The 7,548-nt window shown below is 34.2% G+C and carries 7 protein-coding genes; 3 read left to right on the plus strand and 4 right to left on the minus strand.

Annotated elements, in window-relative coordinates; translation table 11 throughout:
- Positions 1 to 202 precede the first annotated feature (202 nt).
- The 4 genes from KA858_RS08045 to KA858_RS08060 are packed head-to-tail and all read right to left on the minus strand — an operon-like array spanning position 203 to position 3,486.
- Positions 203 to 397: a VraH family peptide resistance protein gene (locus tag KA858_RS08045; RefSeq protein WP_107629423.1), complete on the minus strand. Its 195-nt coding sequence runs from the start codon at positions 395 to 397 to the stop codon at positions 203 to 205.
- Positions 398 to 423: 26 nt separating this feature from the next.
- Positions 424 to 2,307 carry an FtsX-like permease family protein gene (locus KA858_RS08050; RefSeq protein WP_210125594.1) on the minus strand — a complete coding sequence of 628 codons (1,884 nt, stop codon included), beginning with the start codon at positions 2,305 to 2,307 and terminating at the stop codon, positions 424 to 426.
- Complete coding sequence (locus KA858_RS08055) at positions 2,297 to 3,055, minus strand: ABC transporter ATP-binding protein (RefSeq protein WP_210125592.1); 759 nt, start codon at positions 3,053 to 3,055, stop codon at positions 2,297 to 2,299. The genes KA858_RS08050 and KA858_RS08055 overlap by 11 nt, the downstream gene beginning before the upstream one ends.
- A 23-nt stretch (positions 3,056 to 3,078) precedes the next feature.
- Positions 3,079 to 3,486 carry a YxeA family protein gene (locus tag KA858_RS08060; RefSeq protein ID WP_210125590.1) on the minus strand — a complete coding sequence of 136 codons (408 nt, stop codon included), beginning with the start codon at positions 3,484 to 3,486 and terminating at the stop codon, positions 3,079 to 3,081.
- A gap of 351 nt (positions 3,487 to 3,837) precedes the next feature.
- Between KA858_RS08060 and lepB the strand changes: the two genes are divergently transcribed.
- From lepB to KA858_RS08075, 3 genes are all read left to right on the plus strand, one after another.
- Entirely contained in the window at positions 3,838 to 4,413 is a 576-nt protein-coding gene (lepB, locus tag KA858_RS08065) for a signal peptidase I (RefSeq protein WP_210125588.1), read from the plus strand.
- A gap of 416 nt (positions 4,414 to 4,829) precedes the next feature.
- Positions 4,830 to 5,897: a zinc-ribbon domain-containing protein gene (locus tag KA858_RS08070; protein WP_210125586.1), complete on the plus strand. Its 1,068-nt coding sequence runs from the start codon at positions 4,830 to 4,832 to the stop codon at positions 5,895 to 5,897.
- Positions 5,897 to 7,309 carry a zinc ribbon domain-containing protein gene (locus KA858_RS08075; protein ID WP_210125584.1) on the plus strand — a complete coding sequence of 471 codons (1,413 nt, stop codon included), beginning with the start codon at positions 5,897 to 5,899 and terminating at the stop codon, positions 7,307 to 7,309. Before KA858_RS08070 ends, KA858_RS08075 begins: the two co-directional genes overlap by 1 nt.
- The last annotated feature ends 239 nt before the right edge of the window (positions 7,310 to 7,548 follow it).

Below are 7,548 nucleotides of genomic sequence, written 5' to 3' on the forward strand. Positions count from 1 at the left end.
AACCCCAACTTGCTTTGCTTGTAGAATTTCTTGATGAAATTCTCTTTGCTGGGGCCCCCGCCCGCAAGGATGACTAGAACTGAAAAAAGCTTGATTTAAGCGCATTTTCAGTTCAGTCAGCTACTGCGAATTTGCAAAATAGCACCATCATATTATTTATGTCCCAGGCTCTCCCACTCCCAATCTACTTTGCAATTGACGATTAGTTGTCTTGTTTTTCTTCGTAACGTTTCAAGAGATAACCGCCACCAAGTAAGCCTACCGGCACTCCAATAAATGGTGTTGCAATACTACTTAAGATAAAGACGATAAGTACTAACATTAGGCCATTAAACCAGTTGACTTTTAAACTTAATAAATCCTCATAAGATTTACGAATTAATTCTTTAATATTCATTTAAAAACATCCTTTCTTCTTAATTATTAAATAGCGTGTTTTACAATCCGATTTGCGTGAACAAACGATATCACAGCAAAAATAAGATATACGAGTGAATACACAATCATCACAATAATAATCGGTGTTGGAGAGAATTCTCCCATTAGTTTCATAAATACTAGTGCTGCAAATAAGGCGTGTAGTAACGCGATAATTAAAGGTAAACCAAAGTTGAATAATATCTTTAAGGCCAAACCTTTCGTCATATCAGTATGTGTGAAACCGATACGTCTTAAGATACGGTAATTGTTAATTTCATCTTCAGTTTCGTCCATTTGTTTAATATAAATAATGCATCCAGCTGCGATTAGGAATGCTAGTCCTAAGAATGAAGTCACAAACATTAAAATACCGTTACTTTCATCAAGCATTTGTTTTGTATCGCTTTTCAGCGCTACAGTTGGACTCACTTTTTTAGCTAATTTTTCCGCTTTTGATATGTCTTGGTGCTGTTTAATATCGAAACCATAATGATGTAATAATTGATCTTTCAGTTTCAATTTATTGTAAACGTCTGGACTCACTTTTAATACGGGACCACCTATAGACACATTTGATGGGATGACTTCATTGTCATTTTTTTGATTTACAAGTAATGTCACTTTCTGTTGGGCTTGAAGTGTCATATCATTATCTGTATGAACACTTACCATACCTGACAGTGGACCCTGTATATTCGTAATTGTAGCATGGTTACCTTTGATTTGCGCATCTGACACAACAATGACACCAGCATTTTGTATACCGTTAGATGTTTTACTTTTTAACACATCATTTTTGAGCAGTTTCGTATTACTTCCCTCTAATGTTGTAGTGTTATATTGAATATGATGTTGTTTTAATAATTGCTCATATTTTTGAGCTGATTGCGATTTAGTAAAGTTAATGTCTTGAGGAGATGATGTTTGAATCATATAATCCGTATTGGCTTTGCTAATTGCACCAAAACATAGAATCGTTACCGTTATTGCTGAAATAATCGCGATAATTGTAAGTGACATCGCATTTTTCTTCATGCGGTGCATAATAGATGATGTAAATACAACATCTGTAATTGAAACGCGACCATGTTTTGATTTTTTCAGAGATTTAAATATGATAGATACTGAACTTCTAAAGAATAAATACGCCCCTACAACAGTTAGAAATAAAATGAGAAAAGGTGTTACTAAGGCCATCGTTAATCCTTGGAATTTGCCAAACATTTCAGTGGAGATGTAATAGCCTAAGATAATCATGACAATGCCTAGAATACCGGCAATAAGTTCAGGAACAGTAATTTTTGATTTAGTCGCTTCTGATTTTGTACTATCTTTCATCATAGACAGTATCGTTCTTCTTTTTAGAAAAAGGTAGTTCTGAAACATAATCAAGATAAATGCGAGTACAAGCATCACTATTGTTTGAATTAATGCAGGTAATTCAAATCCTATCGTCACGTCTACTTTCAGATGCATCATTTTCACTAGAATATTAAGTAAAAGTTCGGAACCAACAATGCCTACTAAAATACCTATGATACCTGTGATAATAAAGAAAGTAAGCTGTTCAATTGCTAGCATTCGTAAAATATTTTGTCGTGTTAAACCGATGAGTTGAAATAATGCAAATTCACGTGTTCGACGTTTAGTAAACAATTGGTTCGCATACATTAAAAAAATGATAATTGTAATAAATAAGAACACTGCACCTACTTTAGCACCCTCTTGTATCACTTTTGGAGAACCACCGTTATTGATACTATGCGTATACTGCAAAGTGACAAAGCTAAAGTATAAAATAATACTAAAGATTAATGAAAAGAGATATAGTGCATAATTTTTAAAATTACTTTTTAAATTTTTGAGTGTAATCTGATTAAATGTCATTTGCGACACCACCTAAGGCAGACTGTAATTGAATAATTTCATCATAAAAGTCACGTTTTGACTTATGTTCTTGGTGGATTTCTGAGTGAATATGTCCATCTTTTAACATAATGACACGCTGTGCGAAGCTTGCAGCGGATGGATCATGGGTTACCATAATAATAGTACTATCGAATTGTGCATTCATATCTTCAAGACGATTGAGTAAGTCTTGCGCACTTTTCGAATCAAGTGCGCCAGTTGGTTCATCCGCAAAGATGATCGATGGTTTATGAACGAAAGCACGTGCTGCTGCTGTACGTTGTTGTTGACCACCTGATATTTCACTTGGATATTTATTGCTTAAATCATAAATACCGAGTGCTTCCGTTACTTCTTTATAATTGTGTTCCATTTCATCTTTATTCACTTTTTGAACAGATAACGGCAACATGATATTTTCTTTTACGGTTAATGTCGGTAGCACACTGTAATCTTGGAAGATAAATCCGAGTTCTTTTTTGCGAAATTGTGCTAATTGTTTCTCCTTCAGCTTATTAATCTCATTGCCACTTACTTCAACAGTGCCTCCAGAAATACTATCAATCGAACTAATGACGTTGAGTAACGTCGTCTTTCCTGAACCAGAAGGGCCCATTATGGCGACGAATTCTCCTTTGTCCACTGAAAAGTTAATGTCGTTTAGCGCTTTATATTTTTGTTTATTTCCATATACTTTTGATAAATGATTGACGTTTAAAATTGGCATGTCCATCGCACTCCTTGCTCGTTTTATAATTTTTCTTTTGCTTGAGTTGGAATTTCTGATTGTTTGACTTCTTCATATGATGTAATAGTGTGAGATTTCTCACTTACAACTAGGTAATGATTCGTTTTTAATTTTTTAGATGCTGTATAATCAATCTTTTTAGCTTTACCGTCTTTGGTGTAACCTGTTTGGTTGTAATGGTAGATATAGAAGTCTTTTTCCTTATCAACGACTTCTACGTTTGATGGTTTTTGTGTCTTAACATAATAGTTATATGTTGGTGCTACGGGGTTCAATTTATTCCAATCATTGACTGCATGATTGTTAGGGTGTTGATTGGAATAGGCATCTAATCCAAATAATCCTCCAATTATGACAATTGCAATAGTAATGACTGCAATGACTGTATTTCTTAAGGTTTTCAATATCATCACTCCTTATTTCTATTACACTTATAATTGTAGGAAGATTGCGTCAGTACTGCCTTTATCTAACCTTACAAAGTCGCTGTTATTTCTTACGAATATGAAAGATTGACTTTATTTTTGAAAATAAAAGTGAGAAGGCACACTTAAATGTGATAACTTGAATAGTAATGTTCTAAGAGGTTTGTTACGATGAGGCTAACAATATGTTAGAGAAGACCTCATGATAGCATGCGATGTCTTTAGTAAGAACTTGAGGGTAATAACGTTACCGGATTTAAAGATGAGTGAAACGACTTTGCAATGATTTTGTGATAAAGTAAGTTATGTTTATAAAAGATGATAGGCGGGGTTTAATTGAAAAAAGAGATAATTGAATGGATTGTAGCCATTGGTGGCGCACTTTTAATTGTAGGTATTGTATTAAAGTTTATCGGCACATCATACACAGTATCAGGGTCGTCGATGTATCCAACTTTTCAAGATAGAAATAAAGTGATTGTAAGTAAAATTTCTAAAACATTGAATCACATTGATAATGGTGATGTTGTTGTCTTCCATGAAGATGCACAACGTGATTTTATTAAACGTGTGATTGGTATGCCTGGTGATAAAGTAGAGTACAAAGGTGATCAATTATATGTGAATGACAAAAAGGTATCAGAGCCGTATTTAGATTATAATAAGAAACACAAACAAGGTAAGTATTTAACTGGTACATTTAAGACAAGCCAAGTGAATGGTGCTGACGGTAAGAACAAAATCCCTAAAGATAAATATTTAGTTTTAGGTGATAACAGACAAAATAGTATAGATAGCCGTTTCGCTGAAGTTGGTTTAGTAGATAAAGATCAACTTGTGGGTAAAGTTGTATTAAGATATTGGCCATTTAATAAATGGGAAGCTGGCTTTAACCCAGGTACATTCGAGTAAATAAAAATAGCGTATAGAAGTAGTTTTGGGAGTGGGACAGAAATTAAAATAATTTCGTTGTCCCGCTCCCAACTTGCATAGCTTGTAGGATTTCTTGATGAAATGCTCATTGCTGGGGCCCCGCCCGTAAGGATGACTAGATTTGAAAAAAGTTGATTTAAGTGCATTTTGAAATCAGTCAGCTACTGCCAAAATGATAACAAGGCTGAGACATTTTATTTTGTCCCAGCCACTTTTTTATTTCAATATTAAGTGAAGCAATATTTAGGTAAATGTATAAAATGCATATGTCCAAATATTACTTTTTAGAATATATAATATTTTTGATAGAAAGTTTAAAACAATGTAGAAAACAATACAAAATAAATGATATACTTTTTGAAGATTAAAAAAATTAAAAATTGGAGGGAACACCTATGCAATGTCCAAATTGCGGAAGTACAATCGAGCCTAACGATTTATTTTGTGGCGAGTGTGGCCATAAAATAGATAAGCAGTCCCAAACGGTTAATTCTGCTGAGAAAGATATCTCAAATGCAGAGACGAATGGGCGACGAAACGATACAAGTGCATCATTAGGAGAAGAACACGTAACGACATCAAATCATAATGAACAATTATCTAGAACAAACAACACAACACAAGATAAACGTAATAATGACGAAGGCAAAGTGATAGATAACCAGCATGTATCTGAACATCATTCAACAACTCAAAAACATCAAATGCATCAGCCACAATCAAATCAACAACCTCACAACAACGCATCACATACATATCACAGTCAACAACAATATAATGATCCGTATTCAAACTATCAACAACCACAACAATCAAGCCAATTTAGTGAACAGGCAAAAGAAGTGACAGAAGAAAGTAAAGGTTTCTTCAGAAGTGCTTTCGCAGCACCTGACCAAGTTCTAAAAAGCCAACAAGCATTTAGTTTTAAATTGTTATTTTCTTTACTCGTTATTGGTTTATTAGTCATCGCATTGTTACTTGCGATTGCAATACCTTCAACAATTGGTTTATTTGCGACACCTAAGAGTCAAATTATCTTTTCGATTATTGTAGCCATCATTTTATTCTTAGCGGTTATCGTAGGTGCGACGTATGGTATCACACGTTTAGTAGTGAGACAGCCAATTCCATTTAGAAAAGTATTGTCGGATTTTATATTGATCAATAGTGTTTCAGTCGCAGTATTAGTACTTGCATTGATTTTAATATTTGCTAATTCATATGGATTTGGTGGCGCATTATTTATGCTATCCATCTTGTTAATTGTTATTTCAGGTGTGTACATGATTGCTAAATATAGTGCCAATCATCATACGCGCTTCTCAAGTTTTTATGGTGTGATTATTTACATTATTGTTTTCTTCTTATTTGTAACGATTTTTGGGGAATCTTTATTTAATCAAATCTTTGCTAACTTAATCAGTGAGTTCAATAATCTATTTGATGGGAGTTCGATCTACTAATGAAATATTGTAGTAATTGTGGGCAACCGCTTCGTGAAGGTGTGAAGGTATGTACAAATTGTGGTAAGCCTGTTCACCAATCTAAGTCGAATAGCGCTAATACACAACATGATCATAACCAAAATCATCATAACCAACGTCGACAAGACATGCATGAACAACATTCAAATCAGGGATACAACAGTTATAAACAGCAAGGTTATGACCCTAGATATGATCAACAACCACGTAAAGGCGATAATAAAAAGACGTGGATTATTATTGCTGTTATAGCTGTATTGCTCATCGCTTTAATCGTTGCATTTTCATTATTAAAAAATCAATTTTCTCCGGAAAAGCAAGCATCAAATATTGCACAAGCAATCAAGAAAGACGATGAAAAAGCATTAGCCAAAGAAGTTACAACACAAAACGATCAAAAGTTAAGTCAGGAAGAAGCACGCGCGTATTTAAATTATATTAAAACAGAAGATGATTTAAATAATGTTGGCAGCAATGTAGAACAAAGTGCGAAAGAAATTAAAGATAATCGCTTCAACAATTTGTCTGTCGATGCTAATGGGAACAATGTGTTAAATATTTCTAAGGATGGCAAGAAATTCTTATTCTTTGATAATTACACATTTAATGTTCCACAAAAATCCGTAAGCATTTATCCTAGTAGTAGTGGAGATATTACTTATGAGTATAATGGTAAAAAACGCACGACAACAGTTTCTGAAGATGAAGAAAAAACGCTTGGTACGTTCCCAATCGGTGATTATAATTTAAAAGCCACAAAAGATATTGATGGCAAGAAATTCAAAGGGGCGTTAATGATTAACATGAGTGATAGTGCTATTGCTTATGAATCATTTAAACAAAAACGTTTCACCGTTAGCGTTGATGGTGGCTATATGCTAAATAACGTAAAAATATATGCGAATGATAAAGAAATTGGAAGTGAAACATCTTCTGAGACATATGGACCATACGATCCTGATGAAGAAGTAACGGTGTATGCACAAGGCACATATGAAGGTAAAACGTTTAAATCGGATTCAGTGAATGTGACAAGTGCTGGAGACGACGATGATGATGTCACAGACGTCACAGTAACGTTTGATGATGATGAAATTGATAAATATATCGATGATAAAATGGATGCAGATAGTGACAGCGATGATTCTGATTCAAGTTCAGAAGAAGTAACGCGTGACAATGTTATTGATAAAGTAGAATCATATGAAGGTCATACGTTAGATACGGACACATACACATACAAAGAACCAGAGAAAACAGATGACGGCAAGTGGGGCTTCTCATTTACTGATAAAAATGGAGATTTAGCCGGTTCTTATACCGTTGATACGGATGATGGTTATGTAACAGAATACGATGAAGACGGGGAAGAAGTCGGTTCAGGTTATTAATAATTCAATAGCAGAGGCTGGGACAAAAATAATATAATGAAGCTATTTTGCAAATTCGCAGTAGTTGACTGAACTGAGAAGGCGCTTAAATCAAGCTTTTCTCAGTTCTAGTCATCCTTGCGGGGGTGGGACGACGAATTCAAAAAGAATTCTGTCCCACTCCCTTTCCTACGATTAGTCAAGTACTTATCATTAAAATAAGCATTACTTAACTAAACCGTTCAATTTGAATTTTTTGA

It is taken from the genome of Staphylococcus sp. GDX8P80P (assembly GCF_017893095.1).
GTDB lineage: Bacteria > Bacillota > Bacilli > Staphylococcales > Staphylococcaceae > Staphylococcus > Staphylococcus borealis.

Excerpts from the sequence above, each read along its gene's own strand:
- KA858_RS08060 (WP_210125590.1), bottom strand. The coding sequence starts at position 3,486 with ATGATATTGAAAACCTTAAGAAATACAGTCATTGCAGTCATTACTATT.
- KA858_RS08055 (WP_210125592.1), bottom strand. The coding sequence starts at position 3,055 with ATGCCAATTTTAAACGTCAATCATTTATCAAAAGTATATGGAAATAAA.
- KA858_RS08045 (WP_107629423.1), bottom strand. The coding sequence starts at position 397 with ATGAATATTAAAGAATTAATTCGTAAATCTTATGAGGATTTATTAAGT.
- KA858_RS08050 (WP_210125594.1), bottom strand. The coding sequence starts at position 2,307 with ATGACATTTAATCAGATTACACTCAAAAATTTAAAAAGTAATTTTAAA.
- KA858_RS08075 (WP_210125584.1), top strand. The coding sequence starts at position 5,897 with ATGAAATATTGTAGTAATTGTGGGCAACCGCTTCGTGAAGGTGTGAAG.
- KA858_RS08070 (WP_210125586.1), top strand. The coding sequence starts at position 4,830 with ATGCAATGTCCAAATTGCGGAAGTACAATCGAGCCTAACGATTTATTT.